At 70.1% G+C, this 26,364-nt stretch carries 34 protein-coding genes; 31 read left to right on the plus strand and 3 right to left on the minus strand.

What is annotated here, in order from left to right:
- The first annotated feature begins 1 nt into the window (after position 1).
- The 24 genes from rplP to truA all read left to right on the plus strand — a co-directional run bounded on the left by rplP (position 2) and on the right by truA (position 13,890).
- Positions 2-421 (plus strand): 50S ribosomal protein L16, encoded by a 420-nt coding sequence (gene rplP / locus ACIO6U_RS28490; RefSeq protein ID WP_188284648.1) that lies wholly within the window; start codon positions 2-4, stop codon positions 419-421.
- The gene (rpmC, locus tag ACIO6U_RS28495; protein ID WP_093713214.1) at positions 421-654 is read left to right on the plus strand and encodes a 50S ribosomal protein L29; all 234 of its coding nucleotides are present in this window, start codon (positions 421-423) and stop codon (positions 652-654) included. The genes rplP and rpmC overlap by 1 nt, the downstream gene beginning before the upstream one ends.
- Positions 654-941, plus strand: coding sequence for a 30S ribosomal protein S17 (rpsQ, locus tag ACIO6U_RS28500; protein ID WP_188284650.1), 288 nt, complete (start codon positions 654-656; stop codon positions 939-941). The genes rpmC and rpsQ overlap by 1 nt, the downstream gene beginning before the upstream one ends.
- 103 nt (positions 942-1,044) lie before the next feature.
- On the plus strand, positions 1,045-1,413 hold the full coding sequence (rplN, locus tag ACIO6U_RS28505; protein ID WP_031524788.1) for a 50S ribosomal protein L14: 369 nt from the start codon (positions 1,045-1,047) through the stop codon (positions 1,411-1,413).
- A gap of 3 nt (positions 1,414-1,416) precedes the next feature.
- Positions 1,417-1,740, plus strand: coding sequence for a 50S ribosomal protein L24 (rplX, locus tag ACIO6U_RS28510; protein ID WP_188284651.1), 324 nt, complete (start codon positions 1,417-1,419; stop codon positions 1,738-1,740).
- Positions 1,740-2,309: a 50S ribosomal protein L5 gene (gene rplE, locus ACIO6U_RS28515; RefSeq protein WP_188284652.1), complete on the plus strand. Its 570-nt coding sequence runs from the start codon at positions 1,740-1,742 to the stop codon at positions 2,307-2,309. Before rplX ends, rplE begins: the two co-directional genes overlap by 1 nt.
- Positions 2,310-2,312: 3 nt before the next feature.
- The gene (locus ACIO6U_RS28520) at positions 2,313-2,498 is read left to right on the plus strand and encodes a type Z 30S ribosomal protein S14 (RefSeq protein ID WP_030890724.1); all 186 of its coding nucleotides are present in this window, start codon (positions 2,313-2,315) and stop codon (positions 2,496-2,498) included.
- A 231-nt stretch (positions 2,499-2,729) separates the two neighbouring features.
- Complete coding sequence (gene rpsH, locus ACIO6U_RS28525; protein WP_355340206.1) at positions 2,730-3,128, plus strand: 30S ribosomal protein S8; 399 nt, start codon at positions 2,730-2,732, stop codon at positions 3,126-3,128.
- 21 nt (positions 3,129-3,149) lie between these two features.
- Complete coding sequence (rplF, locus tag ACIO6U_RS28530; RefSeq protein ID WP_188284654.1) at positions 3,150-3,689, plus strand: 50S ribosomal protein L6; 540 nt, start codon at positions 3,150-3,152, stop codon at positions 3,687-3,689.
- A gap of 2 nt (positions 3,690-3,691) precedes the next feature.
- Positions 3,692-4,075 carry a 50S ribosomal protein L18 gene (rplR, locus tag ACIO6U_RS28535; RefSeq protein ID WP_188284655.1) on the plus strand — a complete coding sequence of 128 codons (384 nt, stop codon included), beginning with the start codon at positions 3,692-3,694 and terminating at the stop codon, positions 4,073-4,075.
- Between the two features lie 42 nt (positions 4,076-4,117).
- Entirely contained in the window at positions 4,118-4,723 is a 606-nt protein-coding gene (rpsE, locus tag ACIO6U_RS28540) for a 30S ribosomal protein S5 (RefSeq protein WP_093713222.1), read from the plus strand.
- Positions 4,723-4,905, plus strand: a complete 183-nt coding sequence (gene rpmD / locus ACIO6U_RS28545) for a 50S ribosomal protein L30 (protein ID WP_030890715.1) — start codon at positions 4,723-4,725, stop codon at positions 4,903-4,905. Before rpsE ends, rpmD begins: the two co-directional genes overlap by 1 nt.
- Positions 4,906-4,907: 2 nt before the next feature.
- Positions 4,908-5,363, plus strand: a complete 456-nt coding sequence (rplO, locus tag ACIO6U_RS28550) for a 50S ribosomal protein L15 (RefSeq protein WP_355340200.1) — start codon at positions 4,908-4,910, stop codon at positions 5,361-5,363.
- Positions 5,364-5,620: 257 nt separating this feature from the next.
- Positions 5,621-6,937, plus strand: a complete 1,317-nt coding sequence (gene secY, locus ACIO6U_RS28555) for a preprotein translocase subunit SecY (protein WP_093713225.1) — start codon at positions 5,621-5,623, stop codon at positions 6,935-6,937.
- A complete protein-coding gene (locus ACIO6U_RS28560; protein WP_355340197.1) occupies positions 6,937-7,596 on the plus strand; it encodes an adenylate kinase in 660 nt (219 codons plus the stop codon). The genes secY and ACIO6U_RS28560 overlap by 1 nt, the downstream gene beginning before the upstream one ends.
- A gap of 133 nt (positions 7,597-7,729) precedes the next feature.
- Positions 7,730-8,566, plus strand: coding sequence for a type I methionyl aminopeptidase (map, locus tag ACIO6U_RS28565; protein ID WP_355340194.1), 837 nt, complete (start codon positions 7,730-7,732; stop codon positions 8,564-8,566).
- A gap of 327 nt (positions 8,567-8,893) precedes the next feature.
- Positions 8,894-9,115 carry a translation initiation factor IF-1 gene (gene infA, locus ACIO6U_RS28570; protein ID WP_003956442.1) on the plus strand — a complete coding sequence of 74 codons (222 nt, stop codon included), beginning with the start codon at positions 8,894-8,896 and terminating at the stop codon, positions 9,113-9,115.
- 37 nt (positions 9,116-9,152) lie between these two features.
- Positions 9,153-9,266, plus strand: a complete 114-nt coding sequence (rpmJ, locus tag ACIO6U_RS28575) for a 50S ribosomal protein L36 (RefSeq protein ID WP_003956441.1) — start codon at positions 9,153-9,155, stop codon at positions 9,264-9,266.
- Positions 9,267-9,464: 198 nt separating this feature from the next.
- Positions 9,465-9,845: a 30S ribosomal protein S13 gene (rpsM, locus tag ACIO6U_RS28580; RefSeq protein ID WP_188284659.1), complete on the plus strand. Its 381-nt coding sequence runs from the start codon at positions 9,465-9,467 to the stop codon at positions 9,843-9,845.
- A gap of 68 nt (positions 9,846-9,913) precedes the next feature.
- Positions 9,914-10,318, plus strand: coding sequence for a 30S ribosomal protein S11 (gene rpsK / locus ACIO6U_RS28585; protein WP_006376016.1), 405 nt, complete (start codon positions 9,914-9,916; stop codon positions 10,316-10,318).
- Positions 10,319-10,344: 26 nt separating this feature from the next.
- Positions 10,345-10,971 carry a 30S ribosomal protein S4 gene (gene rpsD, locus ACIO6U_RS28590; protein ID WP_355340190.1) on the plus strand — a complete coding sequence of 209 codons (627 nt, stop codon included), beginning with the start codon at positions 10,345-10,347 and terminating at the stop codon, positions 10,969-10,971.
- A gap of 127 nt (positions 10,972-11,098) precedes the next feature.
- Positions 11,099-12,121 carry a DNA-directed RNA polymerase subunit alpha gene (locus ACIO6U_RS28595; protein ID WP_033177813.1) on the plus strand — a complete coding sequence of 341 codons (1,023 nt, stop codon included), beginning with the start codon at positions 11,099-11,101 and terminating at the stop codon, positions 12,119-12,121.
- Positions 12,122-12,297: 176 nt separating this feature from the next.
- Positions 12,298-12,849: a 50S ribosomal protein L17 gene (gene rplQ / locus ACIO6U_RS28600; RefSeq protein WP_355340186.1), complete on the plus strand. Its 552-nt coding sequence runs from the start codon at positions 12,298-12,300 to the stop codon at positions 12,847-12,849.
- Positions 12,850-13,014: 165 nt separating this feature from the next.
- On the plus strand, positions 13,015-13,890 hold the full coding sequence (gene truA / locus ACIO6U_RS28605; protein WP_401723436.1) for a tRNA pseudouridine(38-40) synthase TruA: 876 nt from the start codon (positions 13,015-13,017) through the stop codon (positions 13,888-13,890).
- Here the strand turns inward: truA and ACIO6U_RS28610 are convergent.
- Complete coding sequence (locus ACIO6U_RS28610) at positions 13,880-15,376, minus strand: hypothetical protein (protein WP_401723438.1); 1,497 nt, start codon at positions 15,374-15,376, stop codon at positions 13,880-13,882. The genes truA and ACIO6U_RS28610 overlap by 11 nt on opposite strands.
- Positions 15,377-15,524: 148 nt before the next feature.
- Between ACIO6U_RS28610 and ACIO6U_RS28615 the strand changes: the two genes are divergently transcribed.
- From ACIO6U_RS28615 to glmM, 4 genes are all read left to right on the plus strand, one after another.
- Complete coding sequence (locus ACIO6U_RS28615) at positions 15,525-17,147, plus strand: ATP-binding cassette domain-containing protein (protein WP_391050425.1); 1,623 nt, start codon at positions 15,525-15,527, stop codon at positions 17,145-17,147.
- A 309-nt stretch (positions 17,148-17,456) separates the two neighbouring features.
- Positions 17,457-17,900: a 50S ribosomal protein L13 gene (rplM, locus tag ACIO6U_RS28620; protein WP_355340175.1), complete on the plus strand. Its 444-nt coding sequence runs from the start codon at positions 17,457-17,459 to the stop codon at positions 17,898-17,900.
- 39 nt (positions 17,901-17,939) lie between these two features.
- Positions 17,940-18,455 (plus strand): 30S ribosomal protein S9, encoded by a 516-nt coding sequence (gene rpsI, locus ACIO6U_RS28625; RefSeq protein WP_188283331.1) that lies wholly within the window; start codon positions 17,940-17,942, stop codon positions 18,453-18,455.
- A gap of 250 nt (positions 18,456-18,705) precedes the next feature.
- Positions 18,706-20,064 (plus strand): phosphoglucosamine mutase, encoded by a 1,359-nt coding sequence (gene glmM, locus ACIO6U_RS28630; protein ID WP_355340172.1) that lies wholly within the window; start codon positions 18,706-18,708, stop codon positions 20,062-20,064.
- A gap of 31 nt (positions 20,065-20,095) precedes the next feature.
- Here the strand turns inward: glmM and ACIO6U_RS28635 are convergent, their stop codons facing one another.
- Together ACIO6U_RS28635 and coaA are read right to left on the minus strand one after the other, a co-directional pair.
- Positions 20,096-21,028: a DUF389 domain-containing protein gene (locus ACIO6U_RS28635; RefSeq protein WP_401309237.1), complete on the minus strand. Its 933-nt coding sequence runs from the start codon at positions 21,026-21,028 to the stop codon at positions 20,096-20,098.
- An 80-nt stretch (positions 21,029-21,108) separates the two neighbouring features.
- A complete protein-coding gene (coaA, locus tag ACIO6U_RS28640; protein ID WP_391050427.1) occupies positions 21,109-22,110 on the minus strand; it encodes a type I pantothenate kinase in 1,002 nt (333 codons plus the stop codon).
- Positions 22,111-22,269: 159 nt separating this feature from the next.
- On the opposite strand from coaA, the gene ACIO6U_RS28645 reads away from it, so the two are divergent.
- From ACIO6U_RS28645 to ACIO6U_RS28655, 3 genes are all read left to right on the plus strand, one after another.
- Positions 22,270-22,638 (plus strand): holo-ACP synthase, encoded by a 369-nt coding sequence (locus tag ACIO6U_RS28645; RefSeq protein WP_355340163.1) that lies wholly within the window; start codon positions 22,270-22,272, stop codon positions 22,636-22,638.
- A gap of 167 nt (positions 22,639-22,805) precedes the next feature.
- The gene (locus tag ACIO6U_RS28650) at positions 22,806-24,245 is read left to right on the plus strand and encodes an NAD(P)H-hydrate dehydratase (RefSeq protein ID WP_401723444.1); all 1,440 of its coding nucleotides are present in this window, start codon (positions 22,806-22,808) and stop codon (positions 24,243-24,245) included.
- A 490-nt stretch (positions 24,246-24,735) separates the two neighbouring features.
- Complete coding sequence (locus tag ACIO6U_RS28655) at positions 24,736-26,358, plus strand: M48 family metalloprotease (protein ID WP_401723447.1); 1,623 nt, start codon at positions 24,736-24,738, stop codon at positions 26,356-26,358.
- The last annotated feature ends 6 nt before the right edge of the window (positions 26,359-26,364 follow it).

A 26,364-nucleotide genomic window follows, 5' to 3' on the forward strand; every position in this document is an offset into this window, starting at 1 on the left:
CATGCTGATCCCCCGTAGGGTCAAGCACCGCAAGCAGCACCACCCCGGGCGCGACGGAATGGCCAAGGGCGGCACGGAGCTGGCGTTCGGCGAGTACGGCCTTCAGGCCGTCACGCCCGCCTACGTGACCAACCGGCAGATCGAGTCCGCTCGTATCTCCATCACCCGTCACATCAAGCGCGGCGGCAAGGTCTGGATCAACATCTACCCGGACCGCCCGCTGACCAAGAAGCCCGCCGAGACCCGCATGGGTTCCGGTAAGGGTTCTCCCGAGTGGTGGATCGCGAACGTCAAGCCCGGTCGGGTGATGTTCGAGCTGTCATTCCCGAACGAGAAGGTTGCTCGTGAGGCGCTGACCCGCGCCGCGCACAAGCTTCCGATGAAGTGCCGCATCGTGCGGCGCGAGGCAGGTGAGTCGTGATGGCGGCCGGTACCAAGGCTTCCGAGCTGCGCCAGCTTGGTGACGAGGAGCTCGTCAACAAGCTGCGCGAGGCGAAGGAGGAGCTGTTCAACCTCCGCTTCCAAGGGGCCACCGGGCAGCTCGAGAACAACAGCCGGCTCAAGGTGGTCCGCAAGGACATCGCCCGGATCTACACGTTGATGCACGAGCGTGAGCTGGGCATCGAGACGGTGGAGACGGTGGAGAGCGCCTGATGAGCGAGAAGAATGTGACTGAGACGACCGACGAGCAGCGCGGCTTCCGCAAGACCCGCGAGGGCCTTGTGGTCAGCGACAAGATGGACAAGACCGTAGTGGTCGCCGTCGAGGACCGTGTGAAGCACGCCCTGTACGGCAAGGTCATCCGCCGCACCAACAAGCTCAAGGCGCACGACGAGCAGAACGCCGCGGGCATCGGCGACCGGGTCCTCCTCATGGAGACCCGGCCGACCTCCGCGACCAAGCGGTGGCGCGTCGTCGAGATCCTCGAGAAGGCCAAGTAATCCCTGAGGGCACTCCCTCAGGACCGTTCCGTCAGGCTCGGCGGTGGCCCGCTCCCCGTGAGTGGGCCCCGCCGGGAACCGACGCGACAAACAGGAGATAGACGTGATCCAGCAGGAGTCGCGACTTCGTGTCGCCGACAACACTGGTGCCAAGGAGATCCTTTGCATCCGTGTTCTCGGTGGCTCGGGTCGCCGCTACGCGGGAATCGGTGACGTCATCGTCGCCACCGTCAAGGACGCGATCCCCGGTGGCAACGTGAAGAAGGGCGAGGTCGTCAAGGCGGTCATCGTCCGGACCGTCAAGGAGCGCCGTCGCGCCGACGGCTCGTACATCCGGTTCGACGAGAACGCCGCCGTCATCCTCAAGAACGACGGCGACCCCCGCGGCACCCGTATCTTCGGCCCGGTGGGCCGTGAGCTGCGCGAGAAGAAGTTCATGAAGATCGTCTCGCTCGCGCCGGAGGTGCTGTAACCGATGAAGATCAAGAAGGGCGACCTGGTCCAGGTCATCACCGGTAAGGACAAGGGCAAGCAGGGCAAGGTCATCGTTGCCTACCCCGCGCTCGACCGTGTCCTCGTCGAGGGTGTCAACCGGGTCAAGAAGCACACCAAGGCCGGCCAGACCGACCGCGGTTCGAAGACCGGCGGCATCATCACCACCGAGGCGCCCATCCACGTCAGCAACGTGCAGCTCGTTGTTGAGAAGGACGGCAACAAGGTCGTGACCCGCGTCGGCTACCGGTTCGACGACGAGGGCAACAAGATCCGCGTTGCCAAGCGGACCGGTGAGGACATCTGATGACTGACACCGCTACGACGCACGCACAGCCGCGTCTCAAGACGCGCTACCGCGAGGAGATCGCGGGCAAGCTGCGCGACGAGTTCTCGTACGAGAACGTCATGCAGATTCCCGGTCTCACCAAGATCGTGGTCAACATGGGTGTGGGCGACGCCGCCCGCGACTCCAAGCTGATCGAGGGCGCCATCCGCGACCTCGCCACGATCACCGGCCAGAAGCCGCAGGTCACCAAGGCCCGGAAGTCCATCGCGCAGTTCAAGCTGCGTGAGGGTCAGCCGATCGGCGCCCACGTCACCCTCCGCGGTGACCGCATGTGGGAGTTCCTGGACCGCCTGCTGTCGCTCGCGCTCCCGCGTATCCGCGACTTCCGCGGTCTGTCGCCGAAGCAGTTCGACGGCCGGGGCAACTACACCTTCGGTCTCACGGAGCAGGTCATGTTCCACGAGATCGACCAGGACAAGATCGACCGCGTCCGGGGTATGGACATCACCGTGGTCACCACGGCGACCAACGACGATGAGGGCCGCGCCCTCCTTCGTCACCTCGGCTTCCCGTTCAAGGAGGCGTGAGCCGTGGCGAAGAAGGCTCTCATTGCCAAGGCCGCTCGTAAGCCGAAGTTCGCTGTGCGCGCGTACAACCGCTGCCAGCGCTGCGGCCGGCCGCACTCCGTCTACCGCAAGTTCGGCCTGTGCCGCGTGTGCCTTCGTGAGATGGCCCACCGTGGCGAGCTGCCGGGCGTGACCAAGAGCTCCTGGTAGTCCGGGCAATCCGGATCACCAGGAACTCTCGGTAAGCATCTGGACGGTCGGGGGCCCAACCTTTTTCCCGTAAGGTAGAAGGGTTGGGCGTCCGCCGCCCGATTCGACTTACTACGCCGTAGGTCCCCGTACCGCACCCGTCCCGACGTGTCCGCCACCGTGCGGCGCACCTCTCGGGGAGAGGGATGGCACAGATAGGAAACCCCGGCGAGAGAGGCCCAGGGCCAACTCATGACCATGACCGACCCCATCGCGGACATGCTGACCCGTCTGCGTAACGCCAACTCGGCGTACCACGACGACGTCGAGATGCCGTTCAGCAAGATCAAGTCGCACATCGCGGAGATCCTCCAGCAGGAGGGTTACATCACCGGCTGGAAGGTCGAGGACGCCGAGGTCGGCAAGAACCTCATCCTCGAGCTGAAGTTCGGTCCGGAGCGGCAGCGCTCCATCGCCGGGATCAAGCGGATCAGCAAGCCTGGTCTGCGGGTCTACGCGAAGTCCACCAACCTGCCGAAGGTGCTCGGCGGCCTGGGCGTGGCGATCATCTCCACGTCCCACGGGCTGCTCACCGGCCAGCAGGCGCAGAAGAAGGGCGTGGGTGGGGAAGTCCTCGCCTACGTCTGGTAACCGGGAAAGCGAGGTATAGCAATGTCGCGCATCGGCAAGCTGCCCATCTCGGTTCCCGCCGGAGTGGACGTCACCATCGACGGCCGCACGGTCGCTGTGAAGGGCCCCAAGGGTTCCCTTTCGCACACCGTTGCCGCGCCGATCGAGATCGCCAAGGGCGAGGACGGCACTCTGCTGGTCACCCGCCCCAACGACGAGCGTGTCTCGAAGGCCCTGCACGGCCTGTCCCGCACGCTGGTGGCGAACATGATCACCGGCGTGACCGCGGGCTACAGCAAGCAGCTCGAAATCAGCGGTGTCGGCTACCGCGTCCAGGCGAAGGGCTCCAACCTGGAGTTCGCCCTGGGCTACAGCCACCCGATTCTCGTCGAGGCCCCCGAGGGGATCTCCTTCAAGGTCGAGAACCCGACGAAGTTCTCCGTCGAGGGCATCGACAAGCAGAAGGTCGGCGAGGTGGCCGCCAACATCCGCAAGCTGCGGAAGCCCGACCCGTACAAGGCCAAGGGCGTCAAGTACGCCGGCGAGGTCATCCGCCGCAAGGTCGGAAAGGCTGGTAAGTAGCCATGGCATACGGTGTGAAGATCGCCAAGGGCAAGGCGTACAAGGGTGCGGCACTCAAGCGTCGCCACATCCGCGTCCGCAAGCGGGTCTCGGGCACGGAGGCGCGTCCGCGTCTGGTCGTGACCCGTTCCAACCGTGGCATCGTGGCGCAGGTCATCGACGATCTCGCGGGCCACACGCTCGCGTCCGCGTCGACCCTCGACGCGTCCATCCGCGGCGGCGAAGGCGACAAGAGCGCCAAGGCCAAGCAGGTCGGCCAGCTCGTGGCCGAGCGTGCGAAGGCCAAGGGCGTCGAGGCTGTCGTGTTCGACCGTGGCGGCAACCAGTACGCGGGGCGCATCGCCGCCCTGGCGGACGCCGCCCGCGAAGCCGGACTGAAGTTCTGATCCGGTTCCGTAGCTAGCGGAAAACGAAGAGAGGTAATTCCAATGGCTGGACCCCAGCGCCGCGGAAGCGGTGCCGGTGGCGGCGAGCGACGGGACCGTAAGGACCGGCGGGACGGCGGCCAGCAGGCCGAGAAGACCGCCTATGTCGAGCGTGTCGTCGCGATCAATCGCGTCGCCAAGGTTGTGAAGGGTGGTCGTCGCTTCAGCTTCACCGCGCTGGTCGTGGTGGGCGACGGTGACGGCACCGTGGGTGTCGGTTACGGCAAGGCCAAGGAGGTGCCGGCCGCCATCGCCAAGGGTGTGGAGGAGGCCAAGAAGCACTTCTTCAAGGTCCCCCGTATCCAGGGCACCATCCCGCACCCGATCCAGGGCGAGAAGGCCGCGGGCGTCGTCCTGCTCAAGCCCGCTTCCCCCGGTACCGGTGTGATCGCCGGTGGCCCGGTGCGCGCCGTTCTGGAGTGCGCCGGTATCCACGACGTGCTGTCCAAGAGCCTCGGCTCGGACAACGCGATCAACATCGTGCACGCCACGGTGGCCGCGCTCCAGGGGCTTCAGCGCCCCGAGGAGATCGCCGCCCGCCGCGGTCTGCCGATCGAGGACGTCGCGCCCGCCGCCCTGCTGCGTGCGCGTGCCGGGGTGGGTGCGTAATGGCTCGCCTCAAGGTCACCCAGACCAAGTCCTACATCGGCAGCAAGCAGAACCACCGTGACACCCTGCGGTCGCTCGGCCTGAAGCGGCTGAACGACGTGGTGGTCAAGGAGGACCGGCCGGAGATCCGCGGCATGGTCCAGACCGTCCGCCACCTCGTCACGGTCGAGGAGGTCGACTGATCATGGGTAACGAAAGCCCGATCAAGATCCACAACCTCCGTCCGGCCCCCGGCGCCAAGACCGCCAAGACCCGTGTGGGTCGTGGCGAGGCGTCCAAGGGCAAGACGGCCGGTCGTGGCACCAAGGGCACCAAGGCCCGCTACCAGGTTCCGGAGCGCTTCGAGGGCGGGCAGATGCCCCTCCACATGCGTCTCCCGAAGCTCAAGGGCTTCAAGAACCCGTTCCGCACCGAGTACCAGGTCGTCAACCTGGACAAGCTCGCGACCCTCTACCCCGAGGGTGGCGAGGTCACGGTGGCCGATCTGGTCGCCAAGGGCGCGGTACGCAAGAACCAGCTCGTCAAGGTGCTCGGCACCGGCGAGGTGACCGTGGCGCTCCAGGTGACCGTGGACGCGGTTTCCGGGTCCGCCCAGCAGAAGATCACCGCCGCCGGCGGTACCGTGACCGAACTCATCTGAGTCAGATGTCACACGACGACCGGGGATGCCCAGCACCTAGGGGCATCCCCGGTCGTTGTTTCCTTGTATTTCCTTGGCCGATTGGTCATTCCTAGGGAGCCCGCCTCGCGGGTAGGGTGACGTCGGTTGTTACTGTTCGCAGAGCCTGTGTGCTTTCGCGGGTGGTACAGCCGTATGGCCAGCGCCGTATCTGCCCGTATCAGTCAGTACCTCATCAGACCGTCCTTCCGCCGTGCGCGGGGGGTGCAGGAGGCACCGTGCTCACCGCGTTCGCACGGGCGTTCAGGACGCCCGACCTGCGGAAGAAGCTGCTGTTCACGTTGGGCATCGTGGTGATCTATCGCCTCGGTGCGCATGTTCCGGTGCCGGGGATCGACTACTCGGTGGTCAACCAGTGCATTAAGGACACGAAGAGCAGCAACAGCCTCTTCGGCCTGGTGAACATGTTCAGCGGCGGCGCTCTTCTCCAGCTCACGATCTTCGCGCTCGGGATCATGCCGTACATCACGGCGAGCATCATCCTGCAGCTCCTCACGGTGGTGATCCCACGCCTGGAGGCCCTCAAGAAGGAGGGCCAGGCGGGCACCACCAAGATCACGCAGTACACCCGGTACCTGACCGTCGCGCTCGCGGTCCTCCAGGGCACCGGCCTCGTCGCCACCGCCCGCTCCGGCAGCCTGTTCTCCAGTTGCCAGAACAAGTTCGACATCGTGCCGAACCAGTCGATCTTCACCACCGTGACCATGGTGACCACCATGACCGCGGGCACCGTGATGATCATGTGGCTCGGTGAGCTGATCACCGACAAGGGCATCGGCAACGGCATGTCGATCCTGATGTTCGTCGCCATCGCCGCCGGATTCCCCGGCTCGCTGTGGGCGATCAAGGTCTCCGGCAAGATCGCCGGCGGCTGGGTGGAGTTCCTCGCGGTGATCGCCGTCGGTCTCGCGATGGTCGGCCTGGTGGTCTTCGTCGAACAGGCCCAGCGCCGAATTCCGGTGCAGTACGCGAAGCGCATGATCGGCCGCCGCTCGTACGGCGGCACCTCCACGTACATCCCCCTGAAGGTCAATCAGGCGGGTGTGATCCCGGTCATCTTCGCGTCGTCGCTGCTCTACATCCCGGCGCTGATCGTGCAGTTCTCCGGGTCGACCGCGGGCTGGGCGCAGTGGATCAGCCGCAACATGACCAAGGGCGACCACCCGATCTACATGGCCGCCTACTTCCTGCTGATCGTGTTCTTCGCCTTCTTCTACGTCGCTATCTCGTTTAACCCCGAGGAAGTGGCGGATAATATGAAGAAGTACGGTGGCTTCATCCCCGGCATCCGGGCCGGCCGCCCCACCGCGGAGTACCTGAGTTACGTGCTGAATCGCATCACGTGGCCGGGATCGCTGTATCTGGGTCTCATCGCTCTCGTGCCAACGGTCGCCATCGCGGTCTTCAACGGGAGCAACGGCAGCTTCCCGCTGGGCGGCACCAGCATCCTGATCATCGTGGGTGTCGGTCTGGAGACGGTGAAGCAGATCGAGAGCCAGCTCCAGCAGCGTAACTACGAAGGGTTCCTCCGCTGATGCGAATCGTCCTGGTCGGTCCCCCCGGCGCGGGCAAGGGGACGCAGGCCGCGTTCCTCGCCAAGAACCTGTCGATCCCGCACATCTCCACGGGAGACCTGTTCCGCGCCAACATCAGTCAAGGGACCGACCTGGGCAAGCAGGCGAAGGCGTTCATGGACGCCGGTGACCTGGTACCTGACGAGATCACCATCGGCATGGCGGAGGACCGCCTGGAGCAGGCGGACGCGGCGGAGGGCTTCCTGCTCGACGGCTTTCCGCGCAACGAGTTCCAGGCCCGCGCGCTGGACGCGTACATGGCCGGGCACGGGATCGCGCTCGACGGTGTGCTCGACCTGGAGGTCCCCGAGGACGAGGTCGTCAAGCGGATCGCCGGCCGCCGGGTGTGCCGCAACAACAGCGCGCACGTCTTCCATGTCGAGTACAGCAAGCCCGCCACCGAGGGCGTCTGCGACGTCTGCGGCGGCGAGCTGTACCAGCGCAGCGACGACGCGGAGGACAAGGTCCGCAACCGGATCGAGGTCTACCACCGCGAGACCGAGCCGATCATCGACTACTACAAGCAGCAGGACCTTGTGGTGACGATCTCGGCGCTCGGCCCGGTGGCCGAGGTCACGCAGCGCGCGATGGACGCGCTGCGCGCGGGCGAGCGGCGGTAGCCGCCGCAGAGCACGGCATCGGCCGTGGTGCCCTGACGGGCGCCACGGCCGTATCGTTGAGTGGGCACATGCCGTCCCCGAGGGGGCTGGCGGTGCCCGAGCACTGACGTACACAAGGAAGGCGCCAGCCGTCATGGTGGAGATCAAGACCCCCGAGCAGATCGCCAAGATGCGCGAGGCCGGGTTGGTCGTGGCGGCGATCCACCGGGCGACGCGCGCCGCGGCGGTGCCCGGCGCCACCACCAAGGACCTGGACGAGGTCGCCGCGAAGGTGATCGCCGACCACGGCGCCAAGCCGAACTTCCTGGGGTACGGCGGCTTCCCCGGCAACATCTGCACGTCGGTCAACGACGTGGTGGTGCACGGCATCCCGGACCGCGAGACGGTGCTCAAGGACGGCGACATGATCGCCATCGACGCCGGCGCCATCGTCGACGGCTGGCACGGCGACGCGGCCTTCACGTGCTTCGTGGGCAGCGGGCACGCGCCGGAGCTGATCGAGCTGAGCCGGGTCACCGAGGAGTCCATGTGGGCGGGCATCGCCGCCTTCCGCAAGGGCAACCGGTTGGAGGACATCTCCAAGGCGATCGAGGGCTACATCCGCCGCCAGCCGCGGCCCGCCTCCGGCAAGTACGGCATCGTCGAGGACTACGGGGGCCACGGCATCGGCACCCAGATGCACATGGACCCGCACCTGCTGAACTACGTCACCAAGAAGCGCGGGCGCGGCATCAAGCTGATCCCCGGCGTCTGCCTCGCCATCGAGCCGATGGTCACCCTCGGCACCCCCCGCACCCACGTCCTCGCCGACGAGTGGACGGTCAAGTCCGACGACGGCTCCTGGTCCTCCCACTGGGAGCACTCCATCGCCCTCACCGAGGACGGCCCCCTCGTCCTGACCGCCGAGGACTGCGGCAAGGCCAAACTGGCCGAGTACGGCATCACGACCGCTCCGGACCCGCTGGCGTGACGTCGGACGGGGAGCCGTCGGCGGACGGAGTCCGGCGCAGCCGCTCGAAGCTTGTGAGGCGCCCCAGGCGCCGAGCCCGCGAGAGCGGCGTGAAGAGGATTCGCCTGCGGCAAGGCCAAACTGGCCGAGTACGGCATCACGACCGCTCCGGACCCGCTGGCGTGATGATCCACCGGTCTGACGTTCCCCTGCTTAAGGATCTTCGGGGCAGGGCATACATCCCTGATTCGTCTTTCCGGGTGGCGTGACGTAGACTGACACGTCGGCTCTCGCGTGTCTTTTGGCATGTCTGGGGCCGACCAAGGTAGCCGATCCCGAAAGCAGGACATGGCCAAAAAGCAAGGCGCCATCGAAATCGAGGGCACCGTGATCGAGTCTCTGCCGAACGCGATGTTCAAGGTGGAGCTGCAGAACGGTCACAAGGTCCTCGCGCACATCAGCGGCAAGATGCGGATGCACTACATCCGCATCCTCCCGGATGACCGGGTCGTTGTGGAGCTCTCTCCGTACGACCTGACGCGCGGACGGATCGTCTACCGATACAAGTAGCAACGAGTAGATCTCAAGACCCGGAGAACCTCACCTCATGAAGGTCAAGCCGAGCGTCAAGAAGATCTGCGACAAGTGCAAGGTGATCCGCCGTCACGGCCGGGTCATGGTCATCTGCGACAACCTGCGCCACAAGCAGCGCCAGGGCTGACGCACGCCGACCTACCTGCATCCGCAGAACTTCGCGCGACGCACACACGTACATACGCAGTGCCCATCTCCTGCCACAAGGGGATGACACCTCCGGCGGAGGCCGGGGACCTGGTCGTACCACCGCTCAGCACACGAGCGGTCGGCGGTCAGGAGCCGGTACTGCGGAAGACCTCCGAAACCATCAGGAGCCAAGAAAATGGCACGCCTTTCAGGCGTTGACCTCCCGCGTGAGAAGCGCGTGGAGATCGCCCTCACCTACGTCTTCGGCATCGGGCGCTCCCGCTCCCAGCAGGTGCTGAAGGAGACCGGTGTGAACCCCGACATCCGCGTCCGCGACCTGGCCGAGGAAGACCTCGTCAAGCTGCGCGAGTACGTCGATGCCAACTTCAAGACCGAGGGTGACCTCCGTCGCGAGGTGCAGGCCGACATCCGCCGCAAGGTGGAAATCGGCTGCTACCAGGGTCTGCGCCACCGTCGTGGCCTGCCGGTCCACGGTCAGCGCACTCACACCAACGCCCGTACCCGCAAGGGTCCGCGTCGCGCCATCGCCGGTAAGAAGAAGCCGGGCAAGAAGTAGTCCTCAGCGGACGCTCATCAGCGGTCTTCGCTGTAGGACCGACCACCTCCACCGGGAGAAGTTGACACATGCCTCCTAAGGGCCGTCAGGGCGCAGCCAAGAAGGTGCGCCGCAAGGAAAAGAAGAACGTCGCTCATGGGCACGCCCACATCAAGAGCACGTTCAACAACACGATCGTCTCGATCACCGACCCCGCGGGCAACGTGATCTCCTGGGCCTCCGCCGGCCACGTCGGCTTCAAGGGCTCGCGCAAGTCCACCCCCTTCGCCGCGCAGATGGCCGCCGAGTCGGCCGCCCGCCGGGCGCAGGAGCACGGCATGCGCAAGGTCGACGTCTTCGTGAAGGGTCCCGGCTCCGGCCGCGAGACCGCGATCCGCTCCCTCCAGGCCACGGGCCTCGAGGTCGGTTCGATCCAGGACGTCACCCCGACCCCGCACAACGGCTGCCGCCCGCCCAAGCGCCGCCGCGTCTGACAAGCTGATACAGGAGACACGAGACAATGGCGCGTTACACCGGGGCCGACTGCAAGCGTTGCCGTCGGGAGAAGCAGAAGCTCTTCCTCAAGGGGAGCAAGTGCGAGAGCGCGAAGTGCCCGATCGAGATCCGTCCTTACCCCCCGGGTGAGCACGGACGCGGGCGCACCAAGGACAGCGAGTACCTTCTCCAGCTTCGTGAGAAGCAGAAGTGCGCGCGCATCTACGGTGTCCTCGAGAAGCAGTTCGTGAACTACTACAAGGAAGCGAACCAGAAGTCCGGCAAGACCGGTGAGAACCTTCTCCGCATCCTTGAGACCCGCCTCGACAACGTGGTGTACCGGGCCGGCTTCGCCAAGTCCCGCGACCACGCGCGGCAGCTCGTCCGTCACGGACACATCACCGTCAACGGCCGCAAGACCGACATCCCGTCGGCCCGTGTGTCCGTGAGCGACATCGTCGAGGTCCGCGAGTCGTCCCGCAACCTGACCCCGTTCGCGGTGGCCCAGGGCGAGGCCGGCGACAAGACCGTGCCCGCGTGGCTCGAAGCCAACGCCGGCAAGCTGCGGATCCTCGTGCACAGCCTGCCCGAGCGCCAGGTGATCGACACCCAGGTGCAGGAGCAGCTCATCGTCGAGCTGTACTCGAAGTAAGCAATTACTTCGGCGTACGGACCGAGGCGATGCCGGGCGGTACGACGGACGACCGTCGTACCGCCCGTATCCTCGTAGTACAGGGGGCGTCAAATAGCGGGCGCCCACGAATGAAGGACCGACACTCATGCTGATCGCTCAGCGTCCCTCGTTGACCGAAGAGGTCGTCGACGAATTCCGCTCCCGGTTCGTGATCGAGCCGCTGGAGCCGGGCTTCGGCTACACCCTCGGCAACTCGCTCCGCCGTACGCTCCTCTCCTCGATCCCCGGTGCCGCTGTCACCAGCATCCGGGTCGACGGTGTCCTGCACGAGTTCACCACCGTGCCGGGCGTCAAGGAGGACGTGACCGACGTCATCCTCAACATCAAGCAGCTCGTCGTCTCCTCGGAGCACGACGAGCCGGTCGTGATGTACCTGCGCAAGCAGGGCCCGGGTGTCGTCACCGCCGCCGACATCGCGCCCCCGGCCGGTGTCGAGGTGCACAACCCCGACCTGGTCCTGGCGACGCTGAACGCCAAGGGCAAGCTGGAGATGGAGCTGACCGTCGAGCGCGGTCGCGGCTACGTCTCGGCGGTGCAGAACAAGCAGCAGGGCCAGGAGATCGGCCGCATCCCGGTCGACTCCATCTACAGCCCGGTGCTCAAGGTCACCTACAAGGTCGAGGCGACCCGTGTCGAGCAGCGCACCGACTTCGACAAGCTGATCGTCGACGTCGAGACCAAGCAGGCCATGCGCCCCCGTGACGCCATGGCGTCCGCGGGCAAGACCCTGGTCGAGCTGTTCGGCCTGGCCCGCGAGCTGAACGTCGACGCCGAGGGCATCGACATGGGCCCGTCCCCCACGGACGCCGCCCTGGCCGCTGACCTGGCGCTGCCGATCGAGGAGCTGGAACTCACCGTCCGCTCCTACAACTGCCTCAAGCGCGAGGGCATCCACTCCGTGGGTGAGCTCGTGGCACGCTCCGAGGCCGACCTGCTCGACATCCGCAACTTCGGCGCGAAGTCGATCGACGAGGTCAAGGCGAAGCTGGCCGGCATGGGCCTGGCCCTCAAGGACAGCCCGCCCGGATTCGACCCCACCGCCGCCGCCGACGCCTTCGGCGCCGACGACGACGTGGACGCCGGTTTCGTGGAGACCGAGCAGTACTGATCGCCTCCGGCGCGGCCGGGACCCCTGGTCCCGGCCGTCGCCGGGCGCCTTCCCGGTTCGCACCGAACGGGGAAGGCACCGGGGCCCCGCCCCGGACCCCCATCGAGCTGGCAGCCGCCAGTTCGCACTGACATCGGTACCTCGTACGGCCGGTGCAGCGGAGAAGGAGAAAGACCATGCCTCAGCCCGCGAAGGGTGCCCGCCTCGGCGGCGGCGCCGCGCACGAGAAGCTGCTGCTCGCGAACCTCGCGAAGTCGCTGTTCGAGCACGGCAGGATCAAGACCACCGAGGCCAAGGCGCGCCGTCTGCGTCCGGTCGCGGAGCGGCTGATCACCAAGGCGAAGAAGGGCGACATGCACAACCGTCGCCAGGTGCTGCAGACGATCACGGACAAGAGCGTCGTCCACACGCTCTTCACCGAGATCGCGCCGCGGTACGAGAACCGCCCGGGTGGCTACACCCGGATCACCAAGGTCGGTAACCGCCGCGGCGACAACGCGCCGATGGCCGTCATCGAGCTGGTCGAGGCGCTGACCGTGGCGCAGGCCGCCACGGGCGAGGCCGAGGCCGCCACCAAGCGTTCCGCCAAGGACCGCGCCGGTGACGAGGCTCTGGCCGACCTCAAGAAGGACTCCGAGCCGGCGGACGCCACGCCCGAGACCGCGGACGACGCGGTCGAGGACGCCGCTCCGGCCGACGAGGAGCCCAAGGAGTCCAAGGACGCCTGAGCGTTCTGAGACCCCGGGAGCGACCCCGCGGGCCCGTACCCCTCTGCCGGAGGGGTACGGGCCCGTTCCGCTGGTCCCCGCGATCCCCGGCCCCCGAAGTCCCCAGAGTTCCCAGAGTCCCCTGAGTCCCCAGAGTTCCCTGATCCCGCTGAGAGGAATGCGCGCGTGAGCGACGAGGTGGCGCCCGGCGCCGTACGGGTGCGGCTGGATCTGGCCTACGACGGTACGGACTTCTCCGGGTGGGCCAAGCAGCGCACCCGGCGGACCGTGCAGGGGGAGTTGGAGGCGGCGATCCCGACGGTGCTGCGGATGGCGGAGCCGGTGGAGCTGACCGTCGCGGGGCGCACCGACGCCGGGGTGCACGCGCGCGGGCAGGTGGCGCACGTGGACCTGCCCGCGGACGTGTGGGCGGCCGAGGGCGGCAATCTGCGCCGCCGGCTGGCCGGACGGCTGCCGTGGGACGTACGCGTCTGGGACGTCTCGGCGGCACCCGCCGGGTTCAACGCGCGGTTCTCGGCGGTCTGGCGGCGGTACGCCTACCGCGTCGGCGACCACCCCGGCGGTGTGGACCCGCTGCTGCGCGGCCACGTGCTGTGGCACGACCGTCCGGTGGACGTCGACCGGATGAACGCGGCGGCCGAACTCCTGCTCGGCGAGCACGACTTCGCCGCATACTGCAAGAAGCGCGAGGGCGCCACGACCATCCGCACCCTGCTCGACCTGCGCTGGGAGCGTACGGCCGACGGTCTCGCGGTCGCCACGGTCCGCGCCGACGCCTTCTGCCACAACATGGTGCGCGCGCTGATCGGCGCGATGATCCTGGTCGGCGACGGCCACCGCCCGGTCGGCTTCCCCGGCGAGGTCCTGGCCGGGCGCGAGCGCCATTCCGCCGTCAAGGTCCTGCGCCCGCACGGCCTCACCCTGGAAGAGGTCGGCTACCCGGCGGACGACCAGCTGGCCGCCCGCTCGGTGGAGGCCCGCAACAGACGGACCCTGCCGTGCGCCCCCGCCGCGCCCGCCGCCGCCGCCGTTACGGGGTAGCGGCGCTCGCGGCGTCGCGGCCGCGCTGGATGACGCGCTGGAAGGCGAAGTCGGAGGCGTCGTTGGCGGCCTGCCTGGCGGTGGTGTCGGCCTTGGTGAGGGTCTTGCCGGTCTTGAAGCCGGAGATGGTGAAGTAGGCGTAGCGGCCGACGGCGTTGGACGTCATCTGGCAGGCGACGGCGTGGCAGAAGTCCTTGATGCCGCCGCCGTTGAGCGGGCCGAGGTAGTGGGCGGTCTTCTGCACCTTCGCCGCGTGGGCGGTGTCGTCGAAGACGGCGACGCCGACGGTGACGGCCACGCCGCCGCGTACGTAGGTGGCGCGGATCAGCTTGCGGCAGCCGTTGGCGGTGAGGGCGGCGGCCAGCTCGCTGCGGGCGCCGTCGGCGCACTTGGCGGTGGTGGCGGCGGCGGTCTGGGAGTAGACGTTGCCGCCGATCCGGAACTGCTTGCCGGGGAAGAGGCCGCCCACGGTGATCGGGGCGGTGTCCTTGGCGGCGGTGGAGATGAAGTCCAGCGGGTTGGGCGGCGGCGGGGGAGCGACCGAGGAGAACGAGGGCGCGGGCGGCAGCGGCGACTGCGACGTGGCGCCGCTGGTGGCCGAGGACGGCCCGGCCACCGGCTCGTCGTCCGAGCCGCCCGACATCACGACGGCGGTGGCGACGCCGCCCGCTATCACCGCGACGGCGACGATCCCGCCGCCGAGCATCATCAGCTTGCGCCGCTTGGCGCCGCTGGCGGCCTGCTGCTCGGCGAGCGCCCCCCAGTCGGGTGTCCCGGCCGAGGGGGGGCCGCCCGGCCCTGAGGCGGGCGTGTGCGCCCCTTGCCGACGCTGTCCCGCGCCGCGCTGCTGGCGCGGGAAGGGCTGACGGTGGGTGCCCATGCCGGGCGCGCCCTGCGGGGCGCCCTGGGGGCTCTGCGACGGGCTTCGGGGTGCGCCCTGGGCGGGGGCCTGGGGCGTGCTCCGGGGCGCGGTCTGGGCGGCCGAGGGCGGGCCTGTCGGGCCGGTGGGCCGCGCGGGGGCGGGGCCGGGCGGCGGCGCGGGAGCCGCGGGGGTCTCGGCGGCACCCGGCGCCGCGGCGGCGGGCGGCAGCGAGGCGTGCGGCCGGGCCGCGCCCTGGCCGGGGACGCCGGGCCGTACCTGGTACGCGCCCGGCTGCTCGGCCTGCGGCGACCACGCGGGACCGGACGAGGGCGCCTGCGGCTGCGACTGTCCGGGCTCGTGGCGGAACCCGCGCCGCGGGTCGTCCGCGTAGCCCCCCGGCGGCCCGGCCGGCTGGTCGGCGGCCGGGCCCGACGGCGGCTGCGGGCCCTGCGGCGCCTGCGCGTCGTACGGCGACGGCTGCTGCGGGGGTGCCTGGGCGGCGGCGTGGCGCGGCTGGGGCCGAGAGGGGATGACGCGTCCCTCAAGGACCTCGCGCTCGCCCTCGGGGGCGCTCGTGGGGGGTTCCTGCGGAGGCTGCGGCTGCTGTCCGGGCCCATCAGTCATGCCGCGCATCATATTGCCGGTCAGGCCGCGCACATATTCCGGTGAACACACCGGAGAACGCACCGGAGAACGCACCGGTGAACGCGCCGGTGGAGACCTCACGAAAACGAGTTGGGGCGGATCGCGCCCCACAGGGAGAATCCAGGACATGGGACATGTGGAAGCAGCGCACTTGGAGTACTACCTGCCGGATGGGCGGGCGCTGCTCGGCGACGTCTCGTTCCGGGTGGGCGACGGCGCCGTGGTCGCGCTGGTCGGCGCCAACGGCGCGGGCAAGACCACGCTGCTGCGGCTGATCTCCGGCGAGATCAAGCCGCACGGCGGCACGGTCACGGTCAGCGGCGGCCTCGGCGTGATGCGGCAGTTCGTCGGCAGCGTCCGCGACGACCGCACCGTACGTGACCTGCTGGTGTCCGTCGCGCACCCGCGGATCCGGACCGCCGCCAAGGCGGTCGACGCGGCCGAGCTGGCGATCATGGCGCAGGACGACGAACCGGCGCAGATGGCGTACGCGCACGCCCTGGCCGAATGGGCCGAGGCGCGCGGCTACGAGGCCGAGACCCTGTGGGACATGTGCACGATGGCCGCGCTCGGCGTGCCGTACGAGCGGGCGCAGTGGCGCGAGGTGAAGACGCTCTCGGGCGGTGAGCAGAAACGGCTGGTTCTGGAGGCCCTGCTGCGCGGCCCCGACGAGACGCTGCTGCTCGACGAGCCGGACAACTACCTGGACGTGCCGGGCAAGCGCTGGCTGGAGGAGCAGCTCGCCCTCACCAAGAAGACCGTGCTGTTCGTCAGCCACGACCGGGAGCTGCTGGCCCGCAGCGCGCAGAAGATCGTCGCCGTCGAGACCGGCCCTGCCGGGTCCACGGTGTGGGTGCACGGCGGCGGTTTCGACACCTTCCACGAGGCCCGCAAGGAGCGCTTCGCGCGCTTCGAGGAGCTGCGGCGGCGCTGGGAGGAGGAGCACGCCAAGCTCAAGGCGATGGTGCTGCGGCTGCGCCAGCAGGCGGCGAACAGCCCCGACATGGCGTCCCGCTACCACGCGGCGCAGACCCGGCTGAAGCGGTTCGAGGACGCGGGCGCCCCGCAGGAGCCGCCGCGCGAGCAGGACATCCGGATGCGACTGCGCGGCGGACGTACCGGCGTACGGGCGGTGACCTGCGAGAAGCTGGAGCTGACCGGTCTGATGAAGCCGTTCGACCTGGAGGTCTACTACGGCGAGCGGGTCGCGGTGCTCGGCTCCAACGGCTCGGGGAAGTCGCACTTCCTGCGGCTGCTCGCCGGGGACGGGAGCGTCGCGCACACCGGGACGTTCAAGCTCGGCGCGCGGGTGGTGCCCGGCCACTTCGCGCAGACCCACGCGCACCCGGAACTGCTCGGCCGCACCCTGGTCGACATCCTGTGGGGCGACCACGCGCACGACCGGGGCCGCGCCATGGGCGTCCTGCGGCGGTACGAGCTGGAGCGGCAGGGCGACCAGCCCTTCGACAAGCTCTCCGGCGGGCAGCAGGCCCGCTTCCAGATCCTGCTCATGGAGCTGGCCGGGACCACCGCGCTGCTGCTGGACGAGCCCACGGACAACCTCGACCTGGAGAGCGCCGAGGCCCTCCAGGAGGGCCTGGAGTCGTACGACGGCACGGTGCTCGCGGTGACGCACGACCGGTGGTTCGCGCGCAGTTTCGACCGCTATCTGGTCTTCGGGTCCGACGGTCTGGTCAGGGAGTCCACCGAGCCGGTCTGGGACGAGCGGCGGGTCGAGCGCAAGCGGTAGGGCCAGGCGGACGCCCGGTCCCCACGGGTCCTGAACGGCCCCTCCCGGCCCGGGAATCCGACGCGTTTTGACCCGTACGGGGGCGCGCGGGTATTCTTCGATGTCGTTATGCGTATTGGCTTGCTCTATCTCACGTGAGGGGCCCTTACGCCGGTCCACCGGGCCGATGACCAGCGGCAGGCAGACGGGTTGCGTCCCCGAATGCCGCCAGGGCTGGCCTGATCGTCCGGGTGGCCTTGTACAAGGACCCGTTTCCCCGGCCCCTCACGGGCTCGTGGAGACACCATCACTGAAGAAGCGAAGGCGACCGTGCGTACGTTCAGCCCCAAGCCCGGCGATGTCACCCGCCAGTGGCACGTAATCGACGCGCAGGACGTTGTCCTGGGCCGTCTGGCCACCCAGGCCGCGACCCTCCTGCGGGGCAAGCACAAGCCCATCTACGCCCCGCACGTCGACACCGGTGACTTCGTCATCATCATCAACGCCGACAAGGTGCACCTGTCGGGCAACAAGAAGACCCAGAAGATGGCGTACCGCCACTCCGGGTACCCGGGCGGCCTGCGCTCCGTGCGCTACGACGAGCTGCTCGACAAGAACCCGGAGAAGGCCGTGGAGAAGGCCATCAAGGGCATGCTCCCGAAGAACACCCTGGGCCGTCAGATGCTCTCGAAGCTGAAGGTCTACTCGGGCGACCAGCACCCGCACGCTGCCCAGCAGCCGGTGCCGTTCGAGATCACCCAGGTCGCGCAGTAGTACCGGCCACCAGCTACCAGAAAGAATCTGAGGAGAATCGTGGCTGAGACCACTGCCGAGACCGTCGTCGAGGGTGAAGAGACCTTCGAGGAGATCACGACCTTCGAGTCCGAGACCCCCGAGTCGGAGTACACCTCCGAGTCGCTCGCCTCGCGCTTCGGCGACCCGCAGCCGGCCGCCGGCACCGGCCGCCGCAAGCAGTCCATCGCCCGTGTCCGGATCGTTCCGGGCAGCGGCAAGTGGAAGATCAACGGCCGCACCCTTGAGGGCTACTTCCCCAACAAGGTGCACCAGCAGGAAGTCAACGAGCCCTTCAAGGTGCTCGAGCTGGACAACCGGTACGACGTCGTGGCCCGCATCAGCGGCGGCGGCATCTCCGGCCAGGCCGGTGCCCTGCGCCTGGGCGTCGCCCGCGCGCTCAACGAGGCGGACGTGGACAACAACCGCGGCCCGCTGAAGAAGGCCGGCTTCCTGACCCGTGACGACCGCGCGGTCGAGCGGAAGAAGGCCGGTCTGAAGAAGGCCCGCAAGGCCCCGCAGTTCAGCAAGCGCTAAGTCGCCTCCGGCGCGGGAACCAAACCCGCGCCGGGCGCATCGAACGCCTCGGAGACACTTTGTGCCTCCGAGGCGTTCGCATTCCTGGGAATCGGCACATTTGTCTGTTGATATGGCTCTGAGCCCTGGATGGTGGAGCCATGTCCCCGCACCGGGGGCGCGGACCGCGGGGCACGGGAGGCCCGGCGGCACAGGGATCGTCGCGTCCCGGGACGGCCGCACGACCGCACGGATCATCGGAGGAAACACTGTGGGACGACTCTTCGGCACCGACGGCGTGCGGGGCATGGCCAACGCCGACCTCACCGCCGAGCTTGCTCTCGGCCTGTCGGTCGCGGCGGCACACGTGCTCGGCGAAGCGGGCAGCTTCGCGGGCCACCGGCCGGTGGCGGTCGTGGGGCGCGACCCGCGCGCCTCGGGCGAATTCCTGGAGGCGGCCGTCGTGGCGGGCCTCGCGAGCGCGGGCGTGGACGTCCTGCGGGTCGGTGTGCTGCCCACCCCGGCGGTGGCGTATCTCACCGGCGCGCTGGGCGCCGACCTCGGCGTGATGCTCTCCGCGAGCCACAACGCGATGCCGGACAACGGCGTGAAGTTCCTGGCCCGCGGCGGCCACAAGCTCGACGACGAGCTGGAGGAGCGGATCGAGGCGATCTACGAGGAGCACCGCACCGGCGCCCCCTGGAACCGCCCGACCGGCGGCGGCGTCGGCCGGGTCCGCGACTACGACGAGGGCTTCGACCAGTACGTGGCCCACCTCATCGCGGTGCTGCCCAACCGCCTCGACGGCCTGAAAGTCGTCCTGGACGAGGCGCACGGCGCGGCCTCCCGCGTCTCGCCCGAGGCGTTCTCGCGCGCCGGTGCCGAGATCATCACCATCGGCGCCCAGCCCGACGGGCTCAACATCAACGACGGCTGCGGCTCCACCCACCTGGAGCTGCTGAAGGCCGCCGTGGTCGAGCACGGCGCCGACTTCGGCATCGCGCACGACGGCGACGCCGACCGCTGCCTGGCCGTCGACGCCACCGGTGAGGAGGTCGACGGCGACCAGATCCTCGCGATCCTCGCCCTGTCGCTGCGCGAGCGCGGCGCCCTGCGCGAGAACACCGTCGTCGGCACCGTGATGTCCAACCTCGGCTTCAAGCTGGCGATGGAACGCGAAGGCATCGAGATGGTGCAGACCGCCGTCGGCGACCGCTACGTCCTGGAAGCGATGAAGGAGCACGGGTACGCGCTCGGCGGCGAGCAGTCCGGGCACGTCATCGTGCTCGACCACGCCACCACCGGCGACGGCACCCTGACCGGTCTGCTGCTGGCCGCCCGCGTCGCCGCCACCAAGCGCACCCTGGCCGACCTGGCCGGGGTCATGGTGCGGCTGCCGCAGGTGCTGGTCAATGTGCCGGACGTCGACAAGAGCCGCGTCGACTCCACGCCCGAGCTGCTGACCGCCGTCGCCGAGGCCGAGACCGAGCTGGGCACCACCGGCCGGGTCCTGCTGCGGCCCTCCGGCACCGAGCCGCTGGTGCGCGTGATGGTCGAGGCCGCCGACATCGACCACGCCCAGTCCGTCGCCGGGCGGCTGGCCGACGTCGTCAAGTCCACCCTGGGCTGAGCCGCCCCGCGCGGGGGCCGACCGTACGTCGTCAGGCGGCGGGTACGTGCCGCTTCGCCCAGAGCCACTTCTGGGCGAGCAGCGTCAACGTGCCCGCCACCGCGATGCCCGCCAGGTTGATCACGAGCTGCAAGGTGGAGCCCCACGCCTCGCCCCAGGCCCCGTAGCTGATCCCCAGGGCGGCGTTCGCGGCGGCCGGCACCGTCGTCACCGAGATCGCCACGCCCACCAGCGCGCCCGACTTGGACGAGGTCAGGGAGAGGATTCCGGCGATCCCGGCGAGGAACGCGACGACGAACGAATCCCACGTCGGCTGCCAGATGAACTCCGTCGCCGGGTGCGGCGCGTCGAACCGCGCCTGCGTGAACAGCCCGAACAGGCTCATCAGGTCGCTGAACCCGCCGGTGATCAGCATCGCCACCGGGAAGCCGATCAGCAGCGCCGCCACCGACCGCCCCACCAGGCGGCGCTGACGCCGCACCACCCCCGTACAGATCCCGGCCAGCGGCCCGAACTCCGGCCCGACCACCATCGCGCCGACGATCAGGATCGAGCTGTCCAGCATCACGCCGTACGCGGCCAGCATCGTCGCCACCGTCAGGAACGCGATGTACGTGACGGTCAGCGTCGACTCCTCGTGCGTCTCCTCGACCAGCGACTCCCACAGCACCGCGTCCGCGCCCTCGCCCGGCGCGTCCTCCTCGGCCTTCTCCGCGCTCGTCGACAGCGTCAGGTCGATGTTCTCGACCGCGATCGAACCGGTCTCCGCCACGCCCAGCTCACGCAGCCCGGCCAGCAGGCCGTCGGCCGCCTCCCGCGCCACGTCGCAGGTCAGCACGTCGCCGAGCGGGTCGTACGCGGCGCCGCGCATCACCGTCAGATGGGTGGCGCCGAGGGTCGCGCCGACCAGTCGCGCGACCTCCTCGGTGCGGTCGGCGGGCACGATCATCCGCAGGTGCAGCACGGCGGGGCTCCCGTTTCCTCGACATCTGGCGGCCGCGTCGGGCGAGCCGCGTCATGTGACCGGCGCCGGGGTGGCCGGCGTCAGAGCTTGCGCAGCGACAGGCGCTGCACCTTGTGCCCCGGTCCCTTGCGGAGCACCAGCGTCGCCCGGCTGCGGGTGGGCAGCACATTCTGCTGCAAGTTGGGCTGATTGACGGTGCGCCACATCAGCCGGGCGTACTCCAGCGCCTCGTCCTCCGAGACCTGGGTGTACTTGCGGAAGTACGAGTGCGGGTCCTGGAAGGCCGTCTCGCGCAGTTTCCTGAACCGCCCCAGGTACCACTGCTCGATGTCCTCGGTGCGCGCGTCCACGTACACGCTGAAGTCGAAGTGGTCGGCCAGGCCGATCCTCGTCCTGCCGTCCTTGCCGGGCAGCGCCGGCTGGAGGACGTTCAGGCCCTCCACGATGAGGATGTCCGGGCGGCGGACCGTCAGCGTCTCGCCGGGCACGATGTCGTAGATCAGGTGCGAGTAGACCGGCGCGGTGACCTCGTCGCGGCCGGCCTTCACGTCCGCCACGAAGCGGGTCAGCGCGCGGCGGTCGTACGACTCGGGGAAGCCCTTGCGGGACATCAGGCCGCGCCGGTGCAGCTCCGCGTTGGGCAGCAGGAAGCCGTCGGTGGTGACCAGTTCGACCCGCGGGTGCTCGGGCCAGCGGGCCAGCAGCGCCTGGAGCAGCCGGGCCGTGGTCGACTTGCCCACCGCCACACTGCCCGCCACCCCGATCACGAACGGCGTCCCCGGCTGCGCGTGGTGCCCTCCCCCTGCCTTCGGCGGAGGCGCCCCCACCGCGTCCCCCAGGAAGGTGTTCAGCGCGCCGCGCAGCCGGTTGTGCGCGGCCACGTACAGATTCAGCAGCCGGGACAGCGGCAGATAGACGTCCACCACCTCGTCCAGGTCGATCACGTCGCCCAGGCCGCGCAGCCGCTCCACCTCCTCGGCGGTCAGCGGCAGCGGCGTGCGCTCGCGCAGCGCACTCCACTCCTCGCGGGTCAGGTCGACATAGGGGCTGGTCGCGGCTGGGGTCGTCGGCACGGGCCCCATTGTCCAGACGTACGTGTACGGAGCGCGGGCGGGGGGTGCGGCGCGCGGGCGGGGTGTGGAGCGCGGCCGGGGGTGCGGCGTGCGGCCGGGGGCACGGCGGGTGGGGGCACGGCCTAAGCTGGCCGGCATGAACGGCACGTCGGGCGAAGGGGATGGCCAGTGATCGTCGGGGTCGGGATCGACGTCGCCGAGATCGACCGCTTCGCCGCCGCCCTGGAGCGCACGCCCGGCATGGCCGACCGGCTCTTCCTCCCCGGCGAACTGCTGCTGCCGACCGGCGAGCGGCGCGGTGTCGCCTCGCTGGCCGCCCGGTTCGCGGCCAAGGAAGCGCTCGCCAAGGCCCTGGGCGCTCCCGCCGGGCTGCACTGGCTCGACGCCGAGATCACCACGGAGCCGTCCGGCCGGCCCCGGCTGACCGTCACCGGGACCGTGGCCGCGCGGGCCGCGGAGCTGGGGGTACGCGGCTGGCACGTCTCCCTCAGCCATGACGCCGGGGTCGCGTCCGCGGTGGTCATCGCGGAGGGCTGACCCGCGGGCGGGTCGCGGGGGCGGGTCGGGCGGATGCGCCGGGCGCGTCCGGTGCGCCTGGTCGGGGGGCTGGGTGTGCCGGTCCGCCTGGTCGGGGGGCTGGGTGCGCGCCGGGCGCGTAGTGTCCGTTGAGGCTGTTTCCGTCGAGCCCTGCCGGAGGACTTTCCATGAGGTACGCGCACGCGGTGGAGACCGTACGGGCCGCCGAGGGCGAGTTGATGGCCCGGCTGCCCGAGGGCGCGCTCATGCAGCGCGCGGCGGCCGGGCTCGCGGCGGCGTGCCGGGACCTGCTCGGGCGTACGTACGGCGCGCGCGTCGTCGTCCTCGCCGGGAGCGGCGACAACGGCGGTGACGCGCTGTACGCCGGTGCCCGGCTGGCCCGCCGCGGCGCCGCCGTGCACGCCGTGCTGCTGGCCCCCGAACGCGCCCACCGCGGCGGCCTCGCCGCCCTGCTGGCCGCCGGGGGCCGCGCCGCCGCCACGGAGGACGCCGAGGCGCTGATCGGGCGGGCCGACCTCGTGCTCGACGGGATCGTCGGCATCGGCGGCAAGGGCGGGCTGCGGCCCGGCGCCGTACCGCTCGCCGAGGCCGCCGGGGCCTCCCGCGCCCTCGTCGTCGCCGTCGACCTGCCCAGCGGCGTCGACGCCGACACCGGGGAAGTCCTCGGGGACGCCGTGCACGCCGACGCGACCGTCACCTTCGGTACGTACAAGCCGGGGCTGCTCGTCGACCCGGCCGCCACCTTCGCCGGGGCGCCCCGGCTCGTCGACATCGGCCTCGGGCCGTACCTCGGCGAACCCGAACTGGAGGCGCTCCAGCACGCGGACGTCGCCGCCGCGCTGCCGCGGCCGGGGGAGTCGAGCGACAAGTACCGGCGCGGTGTCGTCGGCGTCGTCGCCGGGTCCGGGCGGTATCCGGGGGCCGCCGTCCTCGCCGTCTCCGGCGCGCTGCGGGGCGGCGCCGGTGCGGTGCGCTACGTCGGGCCCGGCGGCGACGCCGTGCTCGCCCGGCACCCCGAGGTGCTGGTGTCCACCGGGTCCCCGCACAGCGCCGGGCGCGTTCAGTCCTGGGTGGTCGGGCCCGGCATCGGCGACTCCCCGGAGGCGCGGCAGGCCGTCACCGACGTGCTCGCCACCTCGGTGCCGGTCCTCGTCGACGCCGACGCCTTGCGCTTCCTCTCGCCCGCCGCCGTACGGGAGCGGAGCGCCCCCACCGTCCTCACCCCGCACGCCGGGGAGGCCGCCGCGCTGCTCGGCTGGGCGCGGGAGGAGGTCGAGGCGCGGCGCCTCGACGCCGTGCGGGGGCTGGCCGGGCGGTTCGGTGCCACCGTTCTGCTCAAGGGGGCCACCACGTTGGTGGCTTCGCCGTCGCCCCGGGCGGCCGTTCGCGTCAATCCGACGGGGGTCGCGTGGCTGGCGACGGCGGGGAGTGGGGACGTGCTGTCCGGGCTTACGGGGTCGTTGCTCGCGGCGGGGCTTGCGCCGATGGACGCGGCTGCTTGTGGGGCGTACCTGCATGGGCTCGCTGCGCGGCTGGGGTCGGGGGGAGCGCCGCTTGCGGCGTTGGATGTGGCCGCCGCCGTTCCCACTGCGTGGCGCAGCCTTTAGCTTGTCTTTCCCGCCCGCCCACCCGTGCGGGTGCTTTCTTCGTCTGCGGGTGCCGCTTGTGCCTGGGTCGGTGCCGGTCCGGGGCACCTCCTCGGGCGACGAACGTGTCCGCACTTCGATGACGTCCAGCCCTTGTCTGTTCGTCCCCCTGCGGGGGCACCCCGGCCCGTCCCCTCCCGGTACGTCGGCGTCCGCCCGCCGGTGGGGGTGGCCGGGGAGGGGGTGGGTGGGCTCGGGTACGTCGGTGTCCGGCGGTCCGGTGGGGGTGGCCGGGCGGGGTGGGTGGGCTTGGGTACGTCGGTGTCCGACGGTGCGCTGTGGTGGCGGAGGGGGTGGGTGGGGGCTCGGCTGCTTCCGGTGCGTCGGTGTCCGACGGTCCGGGGGGCAGGTGAGGCGGGGGGGGCTGGGGGGCTTGGGGTGGGGGGTAGGATCTGCGGGCCTTGTCGGGGTGTGCCGGTGGGGGTGGGCTGGTCCTGTGGGGGGATTGTCGATGACGTTCCGGCTGCGTGCTGTGCGCGCGTTGGTGTTGCTGGTCGGGTTCGTGTTGTTGGGGTTTGTGCTGTTGGCGGCGATGGCGGCGCTGGACTGGCTGCTGGTGACGCGGTGGTTCGCGGCGGGGGCGGCGTGGTTCGAGGGCACGATTTTGATGGTCACGGCGTTGGTGGCGGTGGCGATCGTGCGGGGGATGCTGGCGTTTCTGCGGGCCGGGCGGCTGGGGTCGGTGCCGGACGGGGTGGCGGTCGCGGCGCAGGAGCAGCCCGAGTTGTGGGAGCAGGTGCGGGCGGCGGCGGAGGTGGCGGGGGAGCGGGCGCCGGACGAGCTGTACCTGGTTTCCGAGGTCAACGCGGGGGTGGCGGAACAGAGCCGTCTGCTGGGCCTGTTGCCGGGGCGGCGCCGTCTGCTGCTGGGCCTGCCGCTGCTCGCGGGGCTGACCGTGCCCCGGCTGCGGGCCGTTCTGGCGCATGAGTTCGGCCACTACGGCAATCGCGACACCCGGCTCGGCGGCCTCACCCTGCGTGGCCGGGCGGCGGTACTGCACACGGTGGAGGTGTTCAGCGAGGGCACCACGCGGATGCATTACGTGGTCGGCGCCGTCTACGTCGGCTACGCCCGGATGTTCCTGCGGACCTCGCAGTCCGTCGCCCGCCAGCAGGAGTTCGCCGCCGATGAGTCGGCCGCCCGGTACGCGGGCCGTGACGCGACGGTCGGCGCACTGCGCGCCATGCCGGTCATCGACGCCGCGTACGACCACTACGTGGACACGTACGCCGGGATGGGCGGCCCCGTGGGGGCGCTGCCTCCGGTCGGCGAGGTCCTCGGCGGATTCTCGCGACTGCTCGCCGCCCGGCCGGGGGAGAGGCTCGCCGCGCTCGCGGACGGTCGGCGTCCGCCGAAGCCGCACCCGTACGACTCCCACCCGCCGCTCCAGGATCGGATAGCCCGGATCGAGCGGCTGCCCGCCGACGGCAGGACGGACGGGGCCGAGGGGGCTGAGGGGGAGGCGAACGCGCTGTCCCTGCTGCGGGACCAGAGCCAGGTGTTCGCCGCTCTGGAGGCGCGCACGCTGCCCCCGGAGGCGGCCGAGCGCCCGCGTCTGGCCTGGGACGACCTGGTCATGGCCCGCGCCTCGGCGGATGCCGAGGGCTGGTCCCGACCGCTGCTGCTCGCGGTCGCCAGGGCGCTGCGCGCGGAGTCGCCGGACCAGGACGGCGCGGCCCGTACGTCCCGCCGCGCCTCCTCCGAGACGGTGACGGACACCGATCTGCCCACCCTGGAGGACGTGCTCGACGCCTTCGACCACGGCCTGCTGTGGATGGCGGTCGCCGACCGTATCCCCAAGCCGCCGCAGGCGGGGCGCCTGACCGGCGCGTCGGCGCGCAACTTCATCCGGCCCGTGGTCTTCGACGGGCTGGCCGGTCTCATCCAGCTCCGTCTCATCGAGTCCGGACTCGCCGCCCCCGACATCGCCTGGACGGGCCGCCCCGGACTTGTTCTCCCGCCGGCCTGGGAGAACGGCATGGACGACGCCATCGACGCGGCCATCGCCGACACCCCCGACACGGCCCCCCTCCGCACGCTCCTCGCCGCCGCCGACCGGGAGGTCGTCCCGTAGCCGTGG

This window comes from Streptomyces sp. NPDC087422, assembly GCF_044744145.1.
Taxonomy (GTDB): domain Bacteria; phylum Actinomycetota; class Actinomycetes; order Streptomycetales; family Streptomycetaceae; genus Actinacidiphila.

Coding starts and splice junctions, on each gene's coding strand:
- rplP (WP_188284648.1), top strand. CDS start 2: ATGCTGATCCCCCGTAGGGTCAAGCACCGCAAGCAGCACCACCCCGGG.
- rpmC (WP_093713214.1), top strand. CDS start 421: ATGGCGGCCGGTACCAAGGCTTCCGAGCTGCGCCAGCTTGGTGACGAG.
- rpsQ (WP_188284650.1), top strand. CDS start 654: ATGAGCGAGAAGAATGTGACTGAGACGACCGACGAGCAGCGCGGCTTC.
- rplX (WP_188284651.1), top strand. CDS start 1,417: ATGAAGATCAAGAAGGGCGACCTGGTCCAGGTCATCACCGGTAAGGAC.
- rplE (WP_188284652.1), top strand. CDS start 1,740: ATGACTGACACCGCTACGACGCACGCACAGCCGCGTCTCAAGACGCGC.
- rpsH (WP_355340206.1), top strand. CDS start 2,730: ATGACCATGACCGACCCCATCGCGGACATGCTGACCCGTCTGCGTAAC.
- rplF (WP_188284654.1), top strand. CDS start 3,150: ATGTCGCGCATCGGCAAGCTGCCCATCTCGGTTCCCGCCGGAGTGGAC.
- rplR (WP_188284655.1), top strand. CDS start 3,692: ATGGCATACGGTGTGAAGATCGCCAAGGGCAAGGCGTACAAGGGTGCG.
- rpsE (WP_093713222.1), top strand. CDS start 4,118: ATGGCTGGACCCCAGCGCCGCGGAAGCGGTGCCGGTGGCGGCGAGCGA.
- rpmD (WP_030890715.1), top strand. CDS start 4,723: ATGGCTCGCCTCAAGGTCACCCAGACCAAGTCCTACATCGGCAGCAAG.
- rplO (WP_355340200.1), top strand. CDS start 4,908: ATGGGTAACGAAAGCCCGATCAAGATCCACAACCTCCGTCCGGCCCCC.
- ACIO6U_RS28560 (WP_355340197.1), top strand. CDS start 6,937: ATGCGAATCGTCCTGGTCGGTCCCCCCGGCGCGGGCAAGGGGACGCAG.
- map (WP_355340194.1), top strand. CDS start 7,730: ATGGTGGAGATCAAGACCCCCGAGCAGATCGCCAAGATGCGCGAGGCC.
- infA (WP_003956442.1), top strand. CDS start 8,894: ATGGCCAAAAAGCAAGGCGCCATCGAAATCGAGGGCACCGTGATCGAG.
- rpmJ (WP_003956441.1), top strand. CDS start 9,153: ATGAAGGTCAAGCCGAGCGTCAAGAAGATCTGCGACAAGTGCAAGGTG.
- rpsM (WP_188284659.1), top strand. CDS start 9,465: ATGGCACGCCTTTCAGGCGTTGACCTCCCGCGTGAGAAGCGCGTGGAG.
- rpsK (WP_006376016.1), top strand. CDS start 9,914: ATGCCTCCTAAGGGCCGTCAGGGCGCAGCCAAGAAGGTGCGCCGCAAG.
- rpsD (WP_355340190.1), top strand. CDS start 10,345: ATGGCGCGTTACACCGGGGCCGACTGCAAGCGTTGCCGTCGGGAGAAG.
- ACIO6U_RS28595 (WP_033177813.1), top strand. CDS start 11,099: ATGCTGATCGCTCAGCGTCCCTCGTTGACCGAAGAGGTCGTCGACGAA.
- rplQ (WP_355340186.1), top strand. CDS start 12,298: ATGCCTCAGCCCGCGAAGGGTGCCCGCCTCGGCGGCGGCGCCGCGCAC.
- ACIO6U_RS28610 (WP_401723438.1), bottom strand. CDS start 15,376: ATGACTGATGGGCCCGGACAGCAGCCGCAGCCTCCGCAGGAACCCCCC.
- ACIO6U_RS28615 (WP_391050425.1), top strand. CDS start 15,525: ATGGGACATGTGGAAGCAGCGCACTTGGAGTACTACCTGCCGGATGGG.
- coaA (WP_391050427.1), bottom strand. CDS start 22,110: ATGGGGCCCGTGCCGACGACCCCAGCCGCGACCAGCCCCTATGTCGAC.
- ACIO6U_RS28650 (WP_401723444.1), top strand. CDS start 22,806: ATGAGGTACGCGCACGCGGTGGAGACCGTACGGGCCGCCGAGGGCGAG.
- ACIO6U_RS28655 (WP_401723447.1), top strand. CDS start 24,736: ATGACGTTCCGGCTGCGTGCTGTGCGCGCGTTGGTGTTGCTGGTCGGG.